20 protein-coding genes are annotated in these 18,755 nt (G+C 50.5%); 13 read left to right on the forward strand and 7 right to left on the reverse strand.

Going from position 1 to position 18,755, the window contains the following annotated elements; translation table 11 throughout:
• Position 1 precedes the first annotated feature (1 nt).
• Together oadA and ACFODX_RS12390 are read right to left on the reverse strand one after the other, a co-directional pair.
• On the reverse strand, positions 2 to 1,795 hold the full coding sequence (oadA, locus tag ACFODX_RS12385; protein WP_378119534.1) for a sodium-extruding oxaloacetate decarboxylase subunit alpha: 1,794 nt from the start codon (positions 1,793 to 1,795) through the stop codon (positions 2 to 4).
• 17 nt (positions 1,796 to 1,812) lie between these two features.
• Positions 1,813 to 2,067, reverse strand: a complete 255-nt coding sequence (locus ACFODX_RS12390) for an OadG family protein (protein WP_378119536.1) — start codon at positions 2,065 to 2,067, stop codon at positions 1,813 to 1,815.
• A gap of 340 nt (positions 2,068 to 2,407) precedes the next feature.
• On the opposite strand from ACFODX_RS12390, the gene ACFODX_RS12395 reads away from it, so the two are divergent.
• The 3 genes from ACFODX_RS12395 to ACFODX_RS12405 are packed head-to-tail and all read left to right on the forward strand — an operon-like array spanning position 2,408 to position 4,680.
• Complete coding sequence (locus ACFODX_RS12395) at positions 2,408 to 2,842, forward strand: hypothetical protein (RefSeq protein WP_378119538.1); 435 nt, start codon at positions 2,408 to 2,410, stop codon at positions 2,840 to 2,842.
• A 10-nt stretch (positions 2,843 to 2,852) separates the two neighbouring features.
• A complete protein-coding gene (locus tag ACFODX_RS12400; protein ID WP_378119540.1) occupies positions 2,853 to 3,317 on the forward strand; it encodes a hypothetical protein in 465 nt (154 codons plus the stop codon).
• A 28-nt stretch (positions 3,318 to 3,345) separates the two neighbouring features.
• The gene (locus ACFODX_RS12405) at positions 3,346 to 4,680 is read left to right on the forward strand and encodes a GGDEF domain-containing protein (RefSeq protein ID WP_378119542.1); all 1,335 of its coding nucleotides are present in this window, start codon (positions 3,346 to 3,348) and stop codon (positions 4,678 to 4,680) included.
• On the opposite strand, the gene ACFODX_RS12410 is transcribed toward ACFODX_RS12405, so the two are convergent.
• Positions 4,677 to 5,222 carry a sugar O-acetyltransferase gene (locus ACFODX_RS12410; RefSeq protein WP_378119544.1) on the reverse strand — a complete coding sequence of 182 codons (546 nt, stop codon included), beginning with the start codon at positions 5,220 to 5,222 and terminating at the stop codon, positions 4,677 to 4,679. The two genes, ACFODX_RS12405 and ACFODX_RS12410, sit on opposite strands and share 4 nt — an antisense overlap.
• A 73-nt stretch (positions 5,223 to 5,295) precedes the next feature.
• On the opposite strand from ACFODX_RS12410, the gene ACFODX_RS12415 reads away from it, so the two are divergent.
• Both ACFODX_RS12415 and ACFODX_RS12420 read left to right on the forward strand, forming a co-directional pair.
• Positions 5,296 to 5,778, forward strand: coding sequence for a YehS family protein (locus ACFODX_RS12415; RefSeq protein ID WP_378119546.1), 483 nt, complete (start codon positions 5,296 to 5,298; stop codon positions 5,776 to 5,778).
• A 3-nt stretch (positions 5,779 to 5,781) separates the two neighbouring features.
• Positions 5,782 to 6,339, forward strand: a complete 558-nt coding sequence (locus tag ACFODX_RS12420; RefSeq protein WP_378120099.1) for a DUF1415 domain-containing protein — start codon at positions 5,782 to 5,784, stop codon at positions 6,337 to 6,339.
• A 45-nt stretch (positions 6,340 to 6,384) separates the two neighbouring features.
• Here the strand turns inward: ACFODX_RS12420 and ACFODX_RS12425 are convergent, their stop codons facing one another.
• Together ACFODX_RS12425 and ACFODX_RS12430 are read right to left on the reverse strand one after the other, a co-directional pair.
• Positions 6,385 to 7,356: a Gfo/Idh/MocA family protein gene (locus ACFODX_RS12425; RefSeq protein ID WP_378119548.1), complete on the reverse strand. Its 972-nt coding sequence runs from the start codon at positions 7,354 to 7,356 to the stop codon at positions 6,385 to 6,387.
• A 4-nt stretch (positions 7,357 to 7,360) separates the two neighbouring features.
• Positions 7,361 to 8,191, reverse strand: coding sequence for a CvfB family protein (locus ACFODX_RS12430; protein WP_378119550.1), 831 nt, complete (start codon positions 8,189 to 8,191; stop codon positions 7,361 to 7,363).
• 201 nt (positions 8,192 to 8,392) lie between these two features.
• Here ACFODX_RS12430 and ACFODX_RS12435 point away from each other — a divergent pair, with 201 nt between their 5' ends.
• Positions 8,393 to 9,505 carry a site-2 protease family protein gene (locus ACFODX_RS12435; protein WP_378119552.1) on the forward strand — a complete coding sequence of 371 codons (1,113 nt, stop codon included), beginning with the start codon at positions 8,393 to 8,395 and terminating at the stop codon, positions 9,503 to 9,505.
• Positions 9,506 to 9,579: 74 nt separating this feature from the next.
• Here ACFODX_RS12435 and ACFODX_RS12440 read toward each other — a convergent pair whose 3' ends face one another.
• A complete protein-coding gene (locus tag ACFODX_RS12440; protein WP_378119554.1) occupies positions 9,580 to 10,134 on the reverse strand; it encodes a hypothetical protein in 555 nt (184 codons plus the stop codon).
• Positions 10,135 to 10,274: 140 nt separating this feature from the next.
• Positions 10,275 to 11,783 carry a DUF3300 domain-containing protein gene (locus ACFODX_RS12445; RefSeq protein WP_378119556.1) on the reverse strand — a complete coding sequence of 503 codons (1,509 nt, stop codon included), beginning with the start codon at positions 11,781 to 11,783 and terminating at the stop codon, positions 10,275 to 10,277.
• A gap of 299 nt (positions 11,784 to 12,082) precedes the next feature.
• Between ACFODX_RS12445 and minC the strand changes: the two genes are divergently transcribed.
• From minC to ACFODX_RS12480, 7 genes are all read left to right on the forward strand, one after another.
• A complete protein-coding gene (minC, locus tag ACFODX_RS12450; protein WP_378119558.1) occupies positions 12,083 to 12,850 on the forward strand; it encodes a septum site-determining protein MinC in 768 nt (255 codons plus the stop codon).
• A gap of 81 nt (positions 12,851 to 12,931) precedes the next feature.
• Positions 12,932 to 13,741 carry a septum site-determining protein MinD gene (gene minD, locus ACFODX_RS12455; RefSeq protein WP_324257798.1) on the forward strand — a complete coding sequence of 270 codons (810 nt, stop codon included), beginning with the start codon at positions 12,932 to 12,934 and terminating at the stop codon, positions 13,739 to 13,741.
• Between the two features lie 3 nt (positions 13,742 to 13,744).
• A complete protein-coding gene (gene minE / locus ACFODX_RS12460) occupies positions 13,745 to 14,002 on the forward strand; it encodes a cell division topological specificity factor MinE (RefSeq protein WP_007643089.1) in 258 nt (85 codons plus the stop codon).
• An 82-nt stretch (positions 14,003 to 14,084) separates the two neighbouring features.
• A complete protein-coding gene (locus ACFODX_RS12465) occupies positions 14,085 to 14,738 on the forward strand; it encodes a 3'-5' exonuclease (RefSeq protein ID WP_378119561.1) in 654 nt (217 codons plus the stop codon).
• Positions 14,731 to 15,348 carry a YceI family protein gene (locus ACFODX_RS12470; RefSeq protein WP_378119563.1) on the forward strand — a complete coding sequence of 206 codons (618 nt, stop codon included), beginning with the start codon at positions 14,731 to 14,733 and terminating at the stop codon, positions 15,346 to 15,348. Before ACFODX_RS12465 ends, ACFODX_RS12470 begins: the two co-directional genes overlap by 8 nt.
• Positions 15,349 to 15,366: 18 nt before the next feature.
• The gene (locus tag ACFODX_RS12475) at positions 15,367 to 16,896 is read left to right on the forward strand and encodes a helicase HerA-like domain-containing protein (protein ID WP_378119566.1); all 1,530 of its coding nucleotides are present in this window, start codon (positions 15,367 to 15,369) and stop codon (positions 16,894 to 16,896) included.
• Positions 16,897 to 17,029: 133 nt separating this feature from the next.
• A complete protein-coding gene (locus ACFODX_RS12480; protein ID WP_378119568.1) occupies positions 17,030 to 18,748 on the forward strand; it encodes a di-heme-cytochrome C peroxidase in 1,719 nt (572 codons plus the stop codon).
• Positions 18,749 to 18,755: the final 7 nt, after the last annotated feature.

Consider the following 18,755-nt stretch of genomic DNA (forward strand, 5'->3'; position numbering starts at 1 on the left):
ATTATTCCCCCGCAATCGCAAGCAAGGTTTTGCCAACTACAACAGAATCGCCGGTTTTGACATCGATACTAGTGATAGTACCGCTGCAGGGCGCACTGATCTGGGTTTCCATTTTCATGGCTTCTAGCAGCAGTAAGACGTCACCTTCTTGCACTTCATCGCCAACATTAACCGCAATTTTGATGATATTGCCGGCCAGCGGTGCATTTACTGGGCGCGCCTGTACATCGGCGGCCGGTTTGCTGGCTGAGGTGCTCGCTCCAGTGTGCAGGGGTTTGATGCCGGTCAGGTCGCCACCGTTATTGACGCTTACCGTATATTTTTTGCCTTCCACTTCCACGGTATAAATTTCTTCACCCGCGTCATTGGTCACGAGCGATGACTCTTTACCGGTAGGTGCCGGTTCAAAGGCAGTGGGGTTGTTGCGATGCTCCAAAAAGCGCAGGCCGATTTGCGGAAAGAGCGCATAGGTGAGCACATCATCTAGCGCGTTTTCGCCGGTTCTCAGGGTGATATTGCGCAGCGCCGCTTCTTTTTCCAGGGCCGATGTCAGTTGCGCCAGTTCCGGCGCAATGTTATCGGCCGGGCGGCAGGTAATAGGCAGTTCGCCGTCTTGCAACACTTTTGCTTGCAATTCGGCATTGATCGGCGCGGGGGTTGAACCGTATTCACCGCGCAATACCCCGGCGGTTTCTTTGGAGATATTTTTGTAGCGTTCGCCGCTCAGCACATTCAATACCGCTTGGGTGCCCACGATTTGTGAGGTGGGAGTTACCAGCGGGATAAAACCCAAATCCTCACGCACCCGCGGGATCTCTGCCAGCACTTCATCAAAACGGTCAATGGCGCCTTGCTCACGCAGCTGGCTTTCCATATTGGTCAGCATGCCGCCGGGCACTTGGGCGATGAGGATGCGCGCGTCCACCCCTTTTAATGAGCCTTCAAACTTCGCGTATTTTTTGCGGATTTCACGGAAGTAGGTGGCGATTTCTTCCAGTAATACCAAGTCCAGTTTGGTATCGCGGTTGGTGCCTTCAAGGGTGGCTACCAGGGTTTCGGTTGGGCTGTGACCATAGGTCATGGACATGGAGGAAATGGCGGTATCCACATTGTCGATGCCCGCTTCCACGCATTTCAGAATAGTCGCGTGCGCCAACCCGGTAGTAGCGTGGCACTGCATATGGATGGGAATGTCGCACTCGGCTTTCAGGCGTTTGACCAGTTTAAAACCGTCATAGGGCTTGAGCAGGCCGGCCATGTCTTTAATACAAATGGAGTCGGCGCCCATGTCTTCAATTTGTTTGGCCTGCGCAATCCAGCCGTCCTGTGTGTGCACCGGGCTCAGGGTGTAGGAGAGGGTGCCCTGCGCATGTTTGCCCTGGCGTTTTACCGCCTTCATGGCAATTTCGATATTGCGCATATCGTTCATGGCATCAAACACGCGGAATACATCGACACCGCTGACCGCCGCGCGCTCGACAAAACTCTCAACAACATCGTCGGCATAGTGGCGATAGCCGAGCAGATTCTGGCCGCGCAATAGCATTTGTTGCGGCGTTTTGGGCATGGCTTTTTTCAGCTCGCGAATGCGATCCCAAGGGTCTTCGCCCAAATAGCGAATACAGGCATCAAAGGTGGCGCCACCCCAGGATTCCAGCGACCAAAAGCCGACCCTGTCCAGCTTTTCGGCAATCGGCAACATATCGTCTAAACGCAGGCGAGTTGCAAACAGGGACTGGTGCGCATCGCGCAGTACTACATCGGTAATTCCCAGTGGGTTATCGGTATTTATCATTGTTGATACTCCTGAAATCAGCCGCGCGATTGTTTGTCGCGATGTTGACGAATGGCTGCCTGAATCACAGCAAGGGTAGTGGGATCAACCGCGTCGGAAGCGGTTTTGCGTTTAACAACCGGTGCCTCTTCTATCACCGGCTCCGGGAAAAAGGTTTGGACAAACCGCGACATCAGGTTTACGGCAAACACTAACAGTGTCAGGAACACAAACACCGTGCCCATACCAAAAATCAACAGGTCGAACGCTTGTTCAACTAGCGTTGCTTGCATAAAAACAGACTCCTCGTTGTGCATCCCGGTGTGAGTTCAGACCGTTTGCAAAGGGGGAAAAAGAGGGCAGAAAATCGTGCATTTATTTAATTAATTGAGTGGCTAATCCGGGGGTTTAGCCTTGCCGATTTCTGTGATCCCGCGTGGGTGCTGGTAATCCAGGGAGGCTCACCTTAAAAAAAATGGCGACATTGGGCAAGCAAAAACATACTTTTGGCGGCGATTGCCTTCGAACAATCGGGTTTTCTTAATGGTGTGCCCCTGATTCAGGGCAATCACCTGATGCTCTTTTACAACAAAAAGCTGGTCGCAGAACCCGCTGCCGATTGGGAGGCCATGTTTGCCCACCTTCCGCTCCCATGTGCTTGCCTTTCCCAACCAAAGTTTGAGTGGCCCCAAGCGCGCGCAGCTGCTCAAGCTTGCCAATTATTTGCAAAGCCATGCGGTGCAAAAACAAATTTGGTCGGCGATGGGCGCTATTCCCGTCGAACAGGGCGCTTTTGAATATGCCCAACATAACGCCCGCGGTTATTTGAAAACGACCATTGAATTAATGGCGGATACCAAACTGCTGCCAGCCGACAAAGAAATGACTTTTATTTGGGACGCTATGGGTAAGGGCTTTTTGCGCCATCGCGAGGGTGCGCTGGATGCCCCGGCGGCGGCTAAATATATGCAGCAGCTGGCGGAGCGCCATATACGCAATGCCCAGCGCATCATTACCCCCAATACTGATATCCCCAAAACTGACGCGCCCAACACCAATAACCCCTGAGGAATTCACCTTGCCCCAACAAGCGCTACCGGGTTTTCGACGCACAGTGCTGATGCTGGTGTGGGCCACCATTGTGGTCCCCCTGATTATTCTGAGCGTTTACCAGATACGCGCTGACTATGAGCGACAGCTCGCCAGTTACGAGCGGGAACTGGTGCATGAAACCGAGCGGCTATCATTCTTGTTAACCCAATCGGTGCAGCAATTAATGGGCGATTTGGATCGTATCGCCAGTGATGGCTCGGTTATTCGCTCGCTCTCCATGCCGATTCTCTCGCCTATTTCGGTGCAAAAAATTGAGGCCTATTTAGGCGCTAATCCGGCTGCAGAAACGGTCATGCTAATGGATAAGGAATTTTTTCCGATTGAGGTAATTCCCACCTGGGCGCTCACAGAAGATATATCCGGCTACGAACCCTATCTCGCCCAGCTCCATCAGCGACCCGCGCCCGCGCCTGTTTATTCCGGCGGCTGAGCCGGGTACAGCGCCGGGGGCATCCTCCATGCTGATTTTTATCCGCCCCATACTCACCGCCAGTACCTCCTTATCCCAGCCGTTTCAGGTGGATGGTCTGTTGCTGGTCAAGGTCAATACCGAGAAGCTGATACAGGGCGCGCTTGATTTACACCAGCGGCAACCTGAGTTGCTGCGCTTACTTGCTGGCGATCAACTTATTTTCAGCCGTGGTGAAGTGCAAACAACACTTTCACGCCATCAGGCCGGCATCAACCCCGGTGTCGGCAATCAATCGTTGCAGTTGGAAACCGGCAGGCCCATCGAGGGAGTCTTGGCGCAGGTGCTGATGACCTATCGCACCCAGGCGATTGTGCTCTTGGTAGTTATCGGCTTGATGGTGGTGGTCATTAACAAGCTGGCCGATAAGGTAGTGCGCCCACTGAAATTGTTGGACGAACAGCGAGCCGCGCTGCAGCAATTGGTGCAATACGCGATGCAAGCCCATCAGGCCGATGAGCCGGATACTCTGGTGCAACTGAGCCTGGCGATTGCACAAAGCATCGGTCGTCAGCCGTTTGGTTTGTATTTGTTGCGCAGTGATTTTTTTGGTGGCTGTGAATTATTTGGCGCGCTGGATCAATCCACCCAAAGCCTGCTTACCAAACACCACGAGGCGCTCAACCACCAAGCCTCGCTCTCACTATTTACCGATACACGCAAAGATTTACACCTCTTCCCCATCGGCGCTACCGGTGATTACCAGGGGTTTTTTATTACCCGGCGCACCAATGAAAGCACCCAGGCGGAACAGGCGCTAATGGTGTTGGCAACGCTATTGTCATCGGCGCTGCGCCAGTATCGATTAAATGCGCGGTTACATCAGCTCGCGCATTTGGATTCAGTCACCGGTTTACCTAACCGCCACCTGTTTAATGCGCGTTACAAAGAGAAACTGGCAAATTTTTCTGAAGCCGATCAAGCCAGCCACTTTGGTGTGTTTGTGGTGGATGTGAATGGTTTGAAATTTATGAATGATCACTACGGGCATCAATACGGCGATCAAATGTTGATTGAAGTAGCGCGCGCCCTCAAAAAAGCCGCGCGTGCTAACGATACCGTGGCGAGGGTTGGCGGCGATGAATTTTATTTACTGCTGGAGCAGGCGAATGAATCTGTCTGTGCCGCGTTTGCCGCGCGCTTAAAAAACCAGTGCCGCGATTTGCAGATGACAATTGACGACGAACATCTGCCCATCAGCTTCAGCATGGGCTTTGCAAGCACCGATAAAGATTCGCTCAAACATTTATTGTTATTAGCGGATGAGCGTATGTATTCGGCTAAAAAACAGCATTATCAGCGGCAGTCCCCCGCTGGCGATTAAACAGCGTCACTATCAATTGTTTTCAGTACTTTGCAGGGGTTGCCCAGGGCTACCACACCTGCGGGTATATCTTTATTGACCAGGCTACCGGCGCCTATCACCGAGCCTTTGCCAATAGTCACACCCGCTAAAATAATCGCCCCGCCGCCAATCCAGCAATCATCGCCAATGGTCACTGCCGCGCAGAATTCTTTACCGCTGGCGCGCTCCTGCGGGTCGAGTGGGTGGGTGGTGGCATAAATTTGTACGTTGGGCCCAAGCATCACATTGTTGCCAATACGCACTTCGGCCACATCCAGAATCACACAGTTATGGTTAGCGTAAAAACCATCACCTAAAAAAATATTGCTGCCGTAATCGCAAAAAAAATGCGGCTCAATATAAGCGCGGGAGACTTGCCCAAACAATTGCTGGTATAGCGGTTTGCGCGCTTTGGTTTGGTCGGCGCGCAAGGCGTTCAACTGTTGGCAGAGCTGTTTGGCACGTTTGCGCGCGGCTACTAGCTCGGGGGTAAAAGGGTTAACCTCAATAAATGGGTTCATCTTGTGGCTCTCGGGGCTGGGCTGATTGCGGTAGAATAGGCGGCATTTCCGCTGCAATCATAGAGCAAGCCCCATGAGAACTAACGATATTTTTCGCAAACTTACCCAATCACTGCGGTTGGATACAGCGCAAATCCAGGCGCTATTTGCTATTTCTGCCATTGAACTGAGCGATAAAGAAATCGCCAATTTATTGAAGACCGATTATCAGCCCGGTTTTGAACCTCTGCCGGATTATGTATTGCTGATGTTCCTCAATAACCTGATTGAGCAACAGCGCGGCAAAAAAACAGATGGCGAACCAGAAGTCATTGAGAAACACGCCAAAATTTCCAATAACGATGTGCTGAAAAAATTGCGCATTGCCTACAACCTGCATGAACAGCAAGTGCGCGAAGCGCTCAAGTTGGCGACCATTGAATTAACCAAGTCAGATCTTGCGGCCTTATTCCGTAAACCCGGCCATGTGCACTTCAAAGCCTGCGATAACGAGTTGGTGCTGGATTTTATTGAAGGCCTGGGTTTGTTGCTGCAGCAGCGTCAAGCCGGAGTTTGAGTGATGGAGCAACACATCGCTATTCGTGTGGCTGTTGTGCGCTGGTTAAATGAGGTGGTGATAGGTTTGAACCTGTGCCCCTTTGCCCGCAAACCGACCAGTGAAAATCGTGTGCGTTTTGTAATAAGCGAGGCGACAGACGATGAAACCCTGCTGCAAGATTTACAGCAGGAATTAATCCGGCTCGATGCAACACCGGCCAGTGAAGTGGAAACCAGTTTGTTGATAGTGCCTGATCATTTACAGGATTTTTGGGATTACAACCAATTTTTATCCTGGGCAAATCAGTTATTAAAACGCAATGGCTGGGCGGGTGTGTATCAGCTTGCCAGTTTTCATCCGCATTATTGTTTTGCCGGAGCCGAGCCGGACGATGCAGAAAATTTAACTAACCGGGCGCCTTATCCCATTTTGCATATTATCCGCGAAGCGAGTTTGGAGCAGGCCCTACAATATTTTCCGGATGTGGATGCTGTGCCGGAAAATAATAAAACAACCGTTGAGTCATTAACTGCCGCACAGCGTTTGCAGTTATTTCCCTATCTATTTAATTCGACCTAATTGTTTATTAATTCAAAGTCATTGTTTCATTCCGGATGATTAGCGTTAAAGCGGTGCGCTAAAAATATCCATTAGCTCCATGCTCGCCAAGGCATCCTGCAAGCTGCAGGGGTTGTTGCCCGCGCCGCGAAAATATTGGTTTACCTGCGCTATCAGCGGTTGTTGCACATGTGCGGGGTAATCCAGCACCAGAGTTTGTGTGCCGGTGGCTGTGGTAAGTTTAAGGGTGCCATCGCCAAAAAAATTAAAGTGAATGCTGCCTTGGGTGCCGATAATTTCGCCGCTATCCCGCGCCAGTTCCGGTGCAACACCAAAATGCCAACGCCCCTGTAATACCACCCCGGATTGTAATTTTGCCCAACCTTGTACCAGGTCGGCAGCGGGGCTTAATTGGCGTTGATTGAGCGAAAAACCGGCGGCATTGTTAGCCGGCCCAAACCAGTGCACCAGCAAATCCAATTGGTGTGGCGCCAGGTCGTGGAATAAACCACCGCCGGAAATTGCGGGGTTGAGTCGCCAATTATCGCTGTTGTTATTGGTTGGTGCAGGGCGCAATAATTCTATCTGCGCAATTAACGGCGTACCTATAGCACCGGCGGCAAGTAGTTCAGCTATTTTGATAAAGTTGGGCAAGGCACGGCGATAGTGCGCAATACAAACCTTGTGTGTACTGCGATTGGCTGCTGCAATTAATTCGCGGCACTCTTGTGCATTTAGCGTGACCGGTTTTTCAATGTAGACATGTTTTCCCGCCGCCAGTGCTGCCAGTGCATAGTCCAGGTGTTGCGCCGGTGGTGTGGCGATATACACGGCGTCTATGTTTGGGTTTTGCAGTAGTTCTGTGGCATTGTCATACCAGTGTGGCACTTGGTGGCGCTGGGCAAAATCGCGCGCTTTGTCGGCGTCGCGGCGCATAACGGCCAACAGTTGCGACGCGGGATTTTTGTAAAAACCCGGCCCGCTTTTTACTTCACAGACATTGCCAACACCAATAATGCCCCAGCGAATAGTTTGCATAACACTACACCAGTGTAATCTTGTCGGCTTCGATTAAAATTTTTCGCTGTTTATAAAGCAAACTCAACGCGTTTTTGTAATTGCCCTTGCTTACGTTAAACGCTTTGTAAATAGCATCGGGTTCGCTTTTATCTGTCAGGTAAGACACGCCGCCTTTTTGTTGTAAATCGGCCAGAATTTTTTCTGCCAAATCTTCTTTGGTATCGCGCGCGCGTTGTTGCAAACTCAAATCAATTTTACGATCCGCGCGAATCGCTTTTACATAACCTTTTACCTTTTCGCCGTAGAGCAATGTGCGAAAGGCGTCATCGCGAAAAATCAAACCTAAATGGGTGTGGTTTACTACGGCTTTGTAACCCATATCGCTGCGGCCACAAATTAATAAATCGACTGGTTGTTGTGCGCGCAAACCACTGGCGCGCTCTTCCAAATGGCGATTCAACCGCGATGATGCAGTAATGCGGCCGGTATATTCATCCAAATAAATACACACCACATAAGCGCGGCCCACTTCCATCGGTTTATGCTGCTCGCTGTAAGGCACCAGCAAATCTTTTGGCAGGCCCCAATCCAGAAACGCGCCGACATTATTAACTTCTTTCACTTCCAAAAACGCACATTCACCCACCATGGCTTTGGGGGTGAGAGTGGTGGCGATAATGCAATCGTCGGAATCCAGATAAATAAACACATCCAACACTGCACCAATTTTCATATCCTCGGTGACGTAGCGTTTGGGCAATAAAATGTTGCCAAACTTGCCCCCATCCAGAAAAATGCCGAAATCGGTGCGTTTGATAATGGTTAAACGGTTTTGCTGGCCTATGCGTAACATATTGAATCCGGTGTAATTGAGTGCGCCTGATCGGGTGTCTGGCGGCGGTAAAATGACTGCCGACAGTTTATGCGCATGCTATGGCTAAGGCCAGTAAAACTCCGGCGACCAGTAAAACTCCTGCAAGTACCTCTACACAAGGTTCTTGCGTTTAAAATCAACTTGCCACACTGAATATTAATTAACCCTGAGTTGTGATTTATGCAGTTATTTTTGTTTGATTATGCCGGCCATGAATTTAGTGTGGCCGCTAACCCGGCCACCGGCGAAGAGCAGGTGTGGGTAAATGGCCAACAGCTATCCAGCCTCCGCCACTTTGGAGCGAGTAGCCGGCATGAGTTTATATTGCCCGATCTGGGGGCGATAAAACTGGATTGCGCCCTTGATCTGCAGGCGGGGAATCTTGACTATCAATTGTGGGTTAACGATCAGCAAGTGCTTGCCGGTCGCGCTGCTTTAGCCAGGGCTGTGCACCCGGGCATTGCGGAATACACGGCGCAGCAAGCTGCCGCGCTCAACCCTGGCAATAGCTCTGGAGTGGCACCTGTGAGTAAAAATAATTCCTGGTTATCCATCGGCCTGATTGCGTTTAAATTTTTAAAAGCGGCACAGGTCATTAAAGTGGCGTTGATGGCCGCATCGGTTGCGGTGTACAGCGTAATTTTTACCTTTGAATTTGCTCTGGCACTGATTGGTGTTTTGGTTTTCCACGAATATGGTCATCTGCGCGCGATGAAAAAATGTGGTTTACCTACCAAGGGAATGTATTTGATTCCGTTTGTTGGCGGTTTGGCGGTGGGCGATATGCCCAAAAGCCGTTGGCAGGATGTTTATATTTCCATGATGGGGCCAGTATACGGGTTGATACTGACGGTCGCTTTTTACATCGTCTATCTGGTTACCAATAGCCATTTTGCCGGTTTGGTTGCGTCCACCAGTGCACTGCTGAATTTATTTAATCTCATTCCGGTGCATCCGTTGGATGGCGGCCGCGTGGTGAAATCCCTGGTGTTTTCCGGCCGTAATTATTTGGCCTTAGTAGCATTGCTGGTGATTTCGGCGCTGTGTTTTGTGGTCGCCTGGAAGCTGGGTTTGTTTTTTATCACCTTTTTTATTGTCTTGGGTGTGATCGATATTATCGCCGGTTGGCGTGTCGGTTTGGCGGAGGATCTGCCGCCGCTGACGCCTTACGGAATATGGTTCTCAGTGCTCTGGTATTTGGCGGTGGTGGCCTTGTTTATCGGCATGATTTTGTTGATCGCCGCAGATCAATTACCCGGCTCGGAAATTGCGGTGAAGGTGCTGGCATCCTGATTTTGTAAATCGTTGGCTAGCGATTTACGGCAGGCAAAAAAAATCCCCGCGAGGGGATTTTTTGTTGATGCAATTTATAAAAACGGATCGTCTTCGTCGCGTGGGAAATAGCGATCAGCGGTAATAACATCGGGTTGGATTTTGTGGGCGAGCAGGTCGTCCACATCCTGATTCACGCGATCAATGAGCGGCAAGGCTTGATCGCGATCCAGTGATTCCAGCAGCGCGTTGCCCCAGATCGACACATGGCGCAAATAAATAGTGCGAGTGTCAGATTTTTTCGCCCATTCGCCCGATACCAAACGACCGATGCGATCAATTTTGTGGCGCACTTCCTGCACTTGCTCCGGGTCGTCAATTTGTGCCACCAGCTCATCGGTCATTTTAATCCAGCCGCGGCGATACAATTCCCAACCGTTGTAAAAACGCAAAATCCAGGTGAGGTATTCATCCTGATTTTGGATTTCTTTATTGACCTTGTCTGCCTCATAGACTTTCACGAAGTAGGCGCGTGAAGGCATGTCTTCGGGCCATGAATCCTGCGCTGAGCGATGGGTACTACAAGCGAATAATGTTAATGCCATGCCCGCTAACAACAGGGCGCGAAACAAATGGGCGATTTTCTGCATGGGAGGGGAATGCTCGTTTGTACTTGGGTGAAACCAGTGTGATCCAGCAATGTTGCAATAGTATAAAAGTTGACGAATGGATTGCCCAGCGCCTGGTGGCGCCGGGTTGGTAATAGACTGCTAATTAACGCCGATGTTTGTTAGCGTTGGCGTTCGCCACGCATTGCGGCGCGATCATCCCCACCGCGACTTACCCCCGGATTGTCGCGCCGCTCGGCGGGTTGAAAGCGCGATGGATTGCGCTCCACCGATTCTGGCCGTTGGCTCGGAATGCGCTCCATGGTCTGCCGGCGTTCGATACGCTCAAGGCGTTGCGGCACAGGCTGGGGCGCAGCCTGGGGCTGGGCTTGCTGCTGCGCCGGCCGCTCGGTGCGGTAAAGGCGTTGACGCGCGTCATTGGTTTCCTGGCTCGGCCTTATGCGGTTTTCAGGTTGCTGGCGCTCTGGTCGTACAGGCTGTTGCTGTTCTTGCCGTTGAAAGCGCTCCTGATATTGTCGCTCCGGGCGATTGTTCATTCGCTCACGCAATTGTTCGGCGCGCGGTTGGTCATTGCGAGGCGCGCGCTGTTCATCGCGGTTGTAAATTCTGGCGCGCGCATCATTACCACCCATAGGGCCGGCTTGGGTGCGTTCCAATCGCTGCTGGAATCGCTCATCGCGACCCTGGCGTTCGTCGCGGGCACGGTTGGGGGCTATGAAATGGCTGTCATTATTGCCACGCAGGTTGCTGCGGTATTCACGCGAGTCGCGATAGCTCTCTCTTGGGCTATTAAAACGTTCGCGGGTGGGGTTGTCGTAATAGGCTACACCACGTCTGTGCACTGGATTGTGGTGCCAGTGACGCGCATTGTTATGACGAACTATGCTGCGGCTATCGTAAAAGCGATGGTGGTGATGGTGATCTACCACTACCACACGGCGCTGATGCCAGTGGCAGGCGCTGAAATAAAAGCGTGGGCCAAGGTGTACTCTTGGCCCCCAATAAAATCCCGAGACAAATACGTAGCTGCTGGGATAGTGCCAGTAAACGGGGGGATAATCGGCCCACCACCAACTGCCGTATACCACCCGGGTATCGTAGGCGGGCACATACACCACGCGCTCAACCGATGGCTCAATCACAATGGTGCGCTCTTCGCGTATCACCCTCACGTGTTCAACTTTATCCAGGCTGCCTGAGTCGTAGGCGCGGTTGCGCAGTTTTTGGATGCTGTCCATCACACGCACTTCATCGGCAAGGAAGGCATCACCCAATTGCTGGGTCCAGTCCAGATCTTCACTCATGCGTGTCAATAAATCGGGAAAGGCAACCAGCGCTTTGACGCTGGGGTCCCAATCTTTGTTGTCCACCGCGTTGACGGCGTCTTCGCCGCTGTAGCGGCGGTTATTGCGCGCCCAGCGCTCAGCCTCAACCACTTCCAAGGGGTAGGTGGAGGCAATCAGCACATGGGATAAAACTGTGTCCGGGTAAAGGGCGATGGGTGCGAGCAGCGAGTCCAGTTGGGCGTCACTGAAACTGGCTTGGGTTGCCGCCCCGCGGTAGGGCGGCGGTTCAACCGCCTGGGATGTAGTGCAGCCTGCAATAAATGGCACTAGCAGGCTCAAGGTCAGAATCAGTTTGCCGGGGCGATGCAGTAACTTGCTGGTCATGATGGCTCTCGCGGTAATCACGCATAATCACAATTAACACCGGTTAGAGGGCAATTGGGCACCCTTGGTTCAGTTATAGGCGCATTGAGCTTAATACCGGCTGAATTCGCACTGACTCTTGTATTGTTATCGCAGTGGTTCTTGTATTGCTGTCGCAGTGGTGATTGCGCTGTTACCGCTGGTCTGTTGCTTGACTAATCACCCTGCGCCCCGATAATGGCGCACCGCTGTACATACTGCTGTAGCGCCCTACATCCAACTAATACGCTAATACCAAAAGCCGAACGCGAGAGCCGCGCATGATCGATGTGAATTTCCAGTTAAAAGGCAGTGCCATTACCGTAGTGGTACTGGCGATTATTCGCTACGAGCCCAAAAGCCTGGTGGAAGAGCTAAAAGAGAAGATTGCCCAAGCGCCGCAATTCTTTGTTAACTCCCCGGTATTGATTAACCTGGACAAGCTGGAAAACCCGGAAAGCCTGAAGAAAGTCGCCGATTTACTGACAATTTGCCGCGAACTGGATTTACAACCACTAGGTTTTAGCGGCGTACCTGAGGTATTGTTAGCGCCAGTTAACAAAACCGGTTTGGCCATATTGCCAACCCCCAGTGAACGCGCCTTGAAACTGCCCAAGCAGGAGGCGCCAGCCGCTGAGACGGTTGTTGAGCGAGTTGTAGAAACTGTAGTTGAAACGGTTGTTGAAACCGTGATCGAAGAGCGGTTGGTACAGCGGCAAAGCAAAGTGATCACCCGCCCGGTGCGCTCAGGTCAACAAATTTACGCCGAGGGCGCCGATCTGATTGTATTGGCGCAAGTCAGTGAAGGTGCAGAGGTATTGGCCGATGGTCATATCCACATTTACGGCACTCTGCGCGGCCGTGCCTTGGCCGGTGTTAAAGGCGATGAAAGCGCGCGTATTTTTTGTCAGCAAATGGAAGCTGAATTAGTTTCGGTTGCTGGCAATTTTGTACTGCAGGATTCGCTCCCCAAAGAATTATTTAAAAAGCCGGTGCAGGTTTCCCTGCAAGGCGAAAAAGTTGTAGTAGATGCACTGGTGAGTAGCTAAAACCTAAGATGGTTTTGCTGGCAACAGACGCATGAATAAAACAGATATTTCTAACCAGTTTTGATATGTAAGGAGCCTCCCTTGGCCAAGATTATTGTTGTTACATCCGGTAAAGGCGGGGTGGGCAAAACCACCTCCAGCGCAGCAATCAGCACCGGCCTTGCGATGCGCGGTCACAAGACGGTGGTTATCGATTTTGATGTGGGCCTGCGCAACCTGGATTTGATCATGGGCTGTGAACGCCGCGTGGTTTACGATTTTGTAAACGTGGTGAAAGGTGAGTCCACACTCAATCAAGCGTTGATCAAAGATAAACGTACCGAAGGTTTGTATGTTTTACCGGCCTCGCAAACCCGCGATAAAGATGCACTGACTCGCGAAGGTGTTGAAGCCGTTATCAATGAACTTTCCAAAGATTTTGAATACATTGTCTGTGATTCACCCGCGGGTATTGAGCAGGGTGCGCTCATGGCGTTGTATTTTGCTGATATAGCTATTGTGGTTACTAACCCTGAAGTTTCTTCTGTGCGCGACTCGGATCGTATTTTGGGTATTTTGCAAAGCAAATCCCGCCGCGCCGAACAAAATCTTGAACCCATCAAAGAGCATTTATTGTTAACTCGCTATAACCCGGTGCGTGTTGAGGCGGGTGAAATGCTGAGCGTAAACGATGTGGAAGAAATTCTGGCCATTCCGCTGTTGGGTGTAATCCCCGAGTCGGAAGCGGTGTTAAAAGCGTCCAACCAAGGCACACCTGTTATTCTGGATGAGGCCACCCAAGCGGGTCAGGCCTACAACGATGCGGTGGATCGACTGTTGGGTAAAGATATTCCTCATCGCTTCCTTGAAGCGGAAAAGAAAAGTTTCCTTAAGCGTTTGCTGGGGGTATAAGCCGTGAGCATTTTTGATTACCTGCGCAAGAAGCGCGCGCCGTCATCGGCATCTGTGGCAAAGGAACGTTTGCAAATTATCGTGGCGCACGAGCGTACCAAGCGCAACCTGCACCAACCGGATTTCCTACCGCAAATGCAACAGGAAATTATTGCGGTGATTCGTAAATATATTCACATCGAATCCGATCAGGTGACCGTTAACCTCGATAATTCCGACAACTGTTCGGTGTTGGAATTAAACATCACTTTGCCGGATTAAACAGGGTGCAGCTAAACACTGCGGCCACAACAAAGGGATGCGCTGAAGAGGCGCATCCCTTTTTTATTTTTCGGTCTGGACTATGACTATATCCGCTGCCCAACACCGCTCCGCTGCCAGCCTGGTGGTATTTGATTTTGAAACCACGGGTTTATCACCCGACATGGGTGACCGCGCGATTGAAATTGGCGCGGTGTTAATTGAAAACGGAAAAATTACTGCGCGTTTCCAGCAGTTGATGAACCCCGGCATACGCATTCCGGTGTTTATTGAAAATCTCACCGGTATTAGCAATACCATGGTGAAAGAAGCCAATAGCAATGCGCAGGTGATGGGCGAGTTTTACGATTTTATCGCCGGCCAGAATTTGGTGGCCCACAACGCCAGTTTTGATGAGCGTTTTTTGCGTGCCGAGTTTAAGCGCATAAAAAAATATTGCCCAGCGGGCATTGCCTGCAGCTTATTGGCGGCACGCCGAATTTTACAACAGGCGCCCAACCACCAATTAGCGACTCTGGCCGCGTACAAACAGTTGCCGAGCGAAGGTATTTACCACCGCGCCCTGGCCGATGCCGAAGTCACGGCACATTTATGGCTGAGCTTATTGGCGGAGCTGGAAACACAGCATGCGCTCTATGATTTGTCTTTTGGTTTTATGCAGCAGTTAACCAAAACCCCCAAACATCAACTACCCAAACTCTATGCCAAACACCAAGCGGGTATCGCTTATGTATAAACGCGCAGGTCTGGGTTTACTGATGCTATTACTGGTGATGATTCAGGGGTGTGGCTATTTGATCAAACCGCGTGTCACCAATGGTTTGCTGCAATTGGAAAAAGGCAGCTACACATTGGATCAAACCCATGTTGCGGTGTTGTTCAAAATTAACCACATGGGTCTTTCTACTTTTGTGGGGCGATTTAATAAAGTAAATGCCAGTTTGGAATTTGACCCGGACAATATAGCCGCCGCCAAGTTGTCGGCTGTGATTGATATCGCCAGTATTGATGTCAATAATCCGGATCTTGAGCAAACCTTGATGGGCAATAATTGGTTTGCGGCAGAGCGTTATCCACAGGCTTTTTTTACTACCAAGTCAGTGACAGTAATTGATGACACTAGCGCATTATTTGTGGGTGATTTAACCCTGCGCGGTGTTACTGCGCCAGTTGAACTCAAGGTGAAATTTAATGGCGGCGGCAGCAATTTACTCACTGGCTATTACACCTTGGGGTTTTCTGCAACCAGCCAATTTGAACGCTCAACATTTGCAATGGATTATTTAATCCCGGCAATTGGCGATCAGGTAGATATTGAAGTATTTGCTGAATTCCAGCGACGCTAAATCTTAAAAGGAAAAACTATGACTCAACAATTTCTTATCGGCGGTAATGGCAGTCAATCAGTGAAATTAAATTTGGCCATGGGTAACCGTCACGGTTTAATTGCGGGTGCAACGGGCACGGGTAAAACGGTGAGCTTGCAAGTGCTCGCGGAGGGTTTTGCCAAAGCGGGTGTACCGGTATTTATGGCTGATATTAAAGGCGATCTCTCCGGTTTGGCTAAAGCTGGTAAAACTCACCCGAAAGTAGATGAGCGGGTGAAATTGCTGAATATCAGCGATTATCAGCAGCGGTTATTTCCCTGTGTGTTTTGGGATTTATACGGCAAACAAGGGCACCCGGTGCGCGCAACTATTTCCGATTTTGGCCCTTTGTTGCTGGCCAGTTTTTTTGATTTAAATGAAACCCAAACCGCCGTACTTTACGCCGCGTTTAAAATTGCCGATGACCAAGGCATGTTGCTGCTGGATTTAAAAGACCTGCAAGCTATGCTGAATTGGATGAAGGCGGAACGCAAAAATTTGGAGGATGAATACGGCGGTTTAAGCGATGCCAGTATCGCGGCAATCCAGCGCCGCTTAATGATGCTGGAGCAGGAAGGCGCGGGAAATTTTTTTGGCGAACCAGCGCTGGATTTGAATCATTTGATGCAGGTAACACTGGAAGGCACTGGTGTTATTAATATTCTGGACGCCACTACCCTGGTAAACCAACCCAAACTTTATGGCATATTTTTGCTCTGGTTAATTGCAGAGCTATTTGAAAATTTACCCGAGCAGGGCGATGCCGATAAACCCAAGCTGGTGTTCTTTTTTGATGAGGCGCACCTGTTGTTTAACGATGCGCCCAAATTGTTAGTCGATAAAATTGAGCAGGTGGTTCGGTTAATTCGTTCCAAAGGTGTTGGTATTTATTTTGTCTCCCAAAGTCCTGCCGATATTCCCGATACGGTACTCGGTCAGTTGGGCAACCGCATCCAGCATGCGCTGCGCGCGTTTACGCCTAAAGACCAGCAGGCAGTAAAAATTGCCGCGCAAACTTTTCGCGCAAATCCGGCATTTTCTACGGAAGCGGTTATCACCCAATTGGGAATTGGCGAGGCGCTGGTTTCAGTGTTGGATGACAAAGGCTCACCCACACCGGTTGAGCGCGTGATGATTGCACCGCCTGCTTCGCGTATTGGCCCTTTAACCCTGGAAGAGCGCCCTGAAGTAATGGCGCGTTCGCCGTACAAAACAATCTATACCCAGGCGATTGATCGCGAGTCTGCTTATGAAGTGTTAAAGCAGCGCGTCAACCAGCAAGCGCAGTTGGCTGAACAGGAAGCCCTGAATCAACAACAGGAGAAAATAAAAATACAGCAGCGTGCTGAACAAGAGCGCGCCATGAAAGAGCAATTAAAAAACCAACAGCAGGCAGAACGCCGGGTGGGGCAGCGTGAATCAGCCGCAGAGGCATTTGCCAAAAGTGCCGCCCGTGCTATTGGTAGTAACTTGGGGCGGCAAATTGTGCGTGGCATTCTGGGTTCCCTGCTGGGAGGGCGACGTTAATTTTCAGCCAGGCAGTTGTTAGCTGGTGTAATACAAGGAGATAAGTGGAGTGTTTATAGTGGAAGGAGTCGTTTTTTTACTTGTGCTTCTGTTCCGGGTTCTGGAGCAGCAAAAAAAATGTTGAGGATGCAGCATGCAAAATGACAAACACAGTAAACACTTCAAATCCACTCACAAATACCGCCGCCAGCGAATGCGTAACTGGCTGTTGTATCCGGCACTGGTCGGTTTTGCGGGTGTGGCATCGGTACTTGCTGTAAATCCGGCTGCAGTGACAGCGCCCTTATCCAATGCGGGGCAAACGCACTATTTGGATCAGGGTTGGGATCATCAAACCCGCCAGCAACTGTCATTTACCTCTTTTGGTTCGCGCTTAATTCCTTACGATTGGTTTCTTGCGCTGGAGCAGGCGCAAACCGCGCAACTGTTTCGCGACCCGGCCCATATGTCTGCCTTGGGTTTTATTATTGCCGAGCCCGATGAATACAATCCCGATGGCTTGCCTGTCGGAGTAGTGCGCGATAAAGATAAACAACACGGCGATTATGTGGGGCTGACTTGCGCTGCTTGCCACACTGGGCAAGTCAGCATTAATGGCCAGCGCATTCGGATTGATGGTGGTCAGGCACTTATCGATTTCACCGGATTTGAAATTGCATTGGTCGCTGCGCTTGAGGCAACACTTGCAGATACGGAAAAGTTTTCGCGTTTTTATGCGCGGCTCAGTCAATTGCAATCCAACAGTTTGCCCACGACCTCACTGGCAACCCAATCCTTACAGGTGTTGATGCAGACGCGCCTGCAACAATTACAACAGCGATTACACAATAATAAAACTGATGTGCCCTATGGTCATGGGCGCCTGGATGCTTTTGGGCAAATTTTTAATGCGATTGCGGTTGAAGCATTGAATATGCCTGTCAATATTCACTCACCCAATGCGCCCACCAGCTACCCGGTAATGTGGGATGCCTCGCATTTGGATTTGGTGCAGTGGAATGGTTCGGCACCCAATAAAGAGCCTGGGCCATTGTTCCAAAATGCGATTACTGCACTCGCGGTTTACGGCACTATCGACATAAAAAAAGAAGATCTCAGCTACCGCTCATCTATTCGTATTAATCACCTGGCAGATCTGCAAAATGGGTTTTATCAATTAACCGCACCGCAGTGGCCGCAACAATTTGCAGGTGCATTGGATGAGAAAAAAGTGGCGGCAGGTAAAGCTCTTTATCAGCAGCATTGTGTGGATTGTCATACCTATGTGAATCCGGCCGATAAAAAACGCAAGTTGCGTGTTGTCTTAACGCCCGTGGCAGAAGTGGGTACAGACCCATTGATGGCGCACAATTTTAGCCAGCGTAAAGTGCAAACCGGAATTTTGGAAGGTGAGCGCAGCCTGTTGTTGGTGGGCAAAAAATTCACCGCGCAAGCCAGTTCGCTCGATTTGGTAACCCATGCCGCGTTTGGAGCTTTGTTGAACCAGCCTTGGCAATCCTTTAAGGCCGTAGTGCGCGAATACAAAACTAACCTTCCCGCTACACCATCAACTATTGATAGTTATAAGGCGCGCCCTATTAATGGTATTTGGGCTTCTGCACCTTATTTACACAATGGCTCGGTTCCCAGTATTTATGATTTGTTGCTGCCCGCCAAGCAGCGCCCACAAACCTTTTATGTCGGAAATATCGAGCTTGATTTACAAAAAGTCGGTCACCTTACATCGGCGGCACCCAATACCAGCCTTTTTGATACCCGTTTGCCCGGCAACTCCAACAGCGGCCATGAATATGGTACCGAGCTGAACGATGAGCAGCGCTGGGCGTTGGTGGAATACATCAAAAGTTTGTAATTTTAGC

The organism is Cellvibrio fontiphilus, from assembly GCF_042646205.1.
Taxonomy (GTDB): domain Bacteria; phylum Pseudomonadota; class Gammaproteobacteria; order Pseudomonadales; family Cellvibrionaceae; genus Cellvibrio; species Cellvibrio fontiphilus_A.

Excerpts from the sequence above, each read along its gene's own strand:
- minC (WP_378119558.1), top strand. The coding sequence starts at position 12,083 with ATGATCGATGTGAATTTCCAGTTAAAAGGCAGTGCCATTACCGTAGTG.
- ACFODX_RS12410 (WP_378119544.1), bottom strand. The coding sequence starts at position 5,222 with ATGAACCCATTTATTGAGGTTAACCCTTTTACCCCCGAGCTAGTAGCC.
- ACFODX_RS12465 (WP_378119561.1), top strand. The coding sequence starts at position 14,085 with ATGACTATATCCGCTGCCCAACACCGCTCCGCTGCCAGCCTGGTGGTA.
- ACFODX_RS12405 (WP_378119542.1), top strand. The coding sequence starts at position 3,346 with ATGCTGATTTTTATCCGCCCCATACTCACCGCCAGTACCTCCTTATCC.
- ACFODX_RS12440 (WP_378119554.1), bottom strand. The coding sequence starts at position 10,134 with ATGCAGAAAATCGCCCATTTGTTTCGCGCCCTGTTGTTAGCGGGCATG.
- ACFODX_RS12390 (WP_378119536.1), bottom strand. The coding sequence starts at position 2,067 with ATGCAAGCAACGCTAGTTGAACAAGCGTTCGACCTGTTGATTTTTGGT.
- ACFODX_RS12445 (WP_378119556.1), bottom strand. The coding sequence starts at position 11,783 with ATGACCAGCAAGTTACTGCATCGCCCCGGCAAACTGATTCTGACCTTG.
- ACFODX_RS12425 (WP_378119548.1), bottom strand. The coding sequence starts at position 7,356 with ATGCAAACTATTCGCTGGGGCATTATTGGTGTTGGCAATGTCTGTGAA.
- ACFODX_RS12430 (WP_378119550.1), bottom strand. The coding sequence starts at position 8,191 with ATGTTACGCATAGGCCAGCAAAACCGTTTAACCATTATCAAACGCACC.
- ACFODX_RS12470 (WP_378119563.1), top strand. The coding sequence starts at position 14,731 with ATGTATAAACGCGCAGGTCTGGGTTTACTGATGCTATTACTGGTGATG.
- ACFODX_RS12480 (WP_378119568.1), top strand. The coding sequence starts at position 17,030 with ATGCAAAATGACAAACACAGTAAACACTTCAAATCCACTCACAAATAC.
- ACFODX_RS12475 (WP_378119566.1), top strand. The coding sequence starts at position 15,367 with ATGACTCAACAATTTCTTATCGGCGGTAATGGCAGTCAATCAGTGAAA.
- oadA (WP_378119534.1), bottom strand. The coding sequence starts at position 1,795 with ATGATAAATACCGATAACCCACTGGGAATTACCGATGTAGTACTGCGC.
- ACFODX_RS12420 (WP_378120099.1), top strand. The coding sequence starts at position 5,782 with ATGGAGCAACACATCGCTATTCGTGTGGCTGTTGTGCGCTGGTTAAAT.
- ACFODX_RS12415 (WP_378119546.1), top strand. The coding sequence starts at position 5,296 with ATGAGAACTAACGATATTTTTCGCAAACTTACCCAATCACTGCGGTTG.
- ACFODX_RS12435 (WP_378119552.1), top strand. The coding sequence starts at position 8,393 with ATGCAGTTATTTTTGTTTGATTATGCCGGCCATGAATTTAGTGTGGCC.